Origin of the sequence: Streptomyces jumonjinensis, assembly GCF_009600885.1 — a bacterium.
Taxonomy (GTDB): domain Bacteria; phylum Actinomycetota; class Actinomycetes; order Streptomycetales; family Streptomycetaceae; genus Streptomyces; species Streptomyces jumonjinensis.
This window is the reverse complement of the sequence record NZ_VCLA01000150.1, coordinates 96,711-97,083: the sequence shown is the minus strand read 5'-3', so window position 1 is coordinate 97,083 and position 373 is coordinate 96,711. Positions and strand designations below refer to the sequence as shown.

1 pseudogene is annotated in these 373 nt (G+C 68.9%); it reads left to right on the top strand.

Features of this window, described 5'->3' with window-relative positions:
• Positions 1 to 207 (top strand): annotated as a pseudogene (locus tag FF041_RS39115) (hypothetical protein); the annotation flags it as partial.
• Positions 208 to 373 lie beyond the last annotated feature (166 nt).

The following is a 373-nucleotide window of genomic DNA, read 5'->3' as shown; positions in this document are numbered from 1 at the left end:
ACGACCATCCTCACCCTTCCTGTGTGTCCTGTTCGGGACGGACCGCACCGGGAGTGCGCCCTCTACAAGGGTCATCCCGGCGGGCACGGCTACGAACTGACCGCCCCGGAGACGGATTGGCCGCCCGATTCCCCTGTCGCAGATCTCCTCCCGATGCTCACGGGTGAGGCGCTCTGTACTCCCGAGGGTCTGCCGCCGTCCCACTGAACCCCCGCCCCCGGTCGCCTGACGACTCGGCGACCGGGGGCGGGCACCACCCGCACAGAACACGAGGAGACAGTCAGTGCCCCACGCTCAGCCGACAGACCGGGCAGCCGCCCGGGAACGCGTCCTCGCCGACAAGGACACGGTGATCAAGCGGTACACCGAGGAA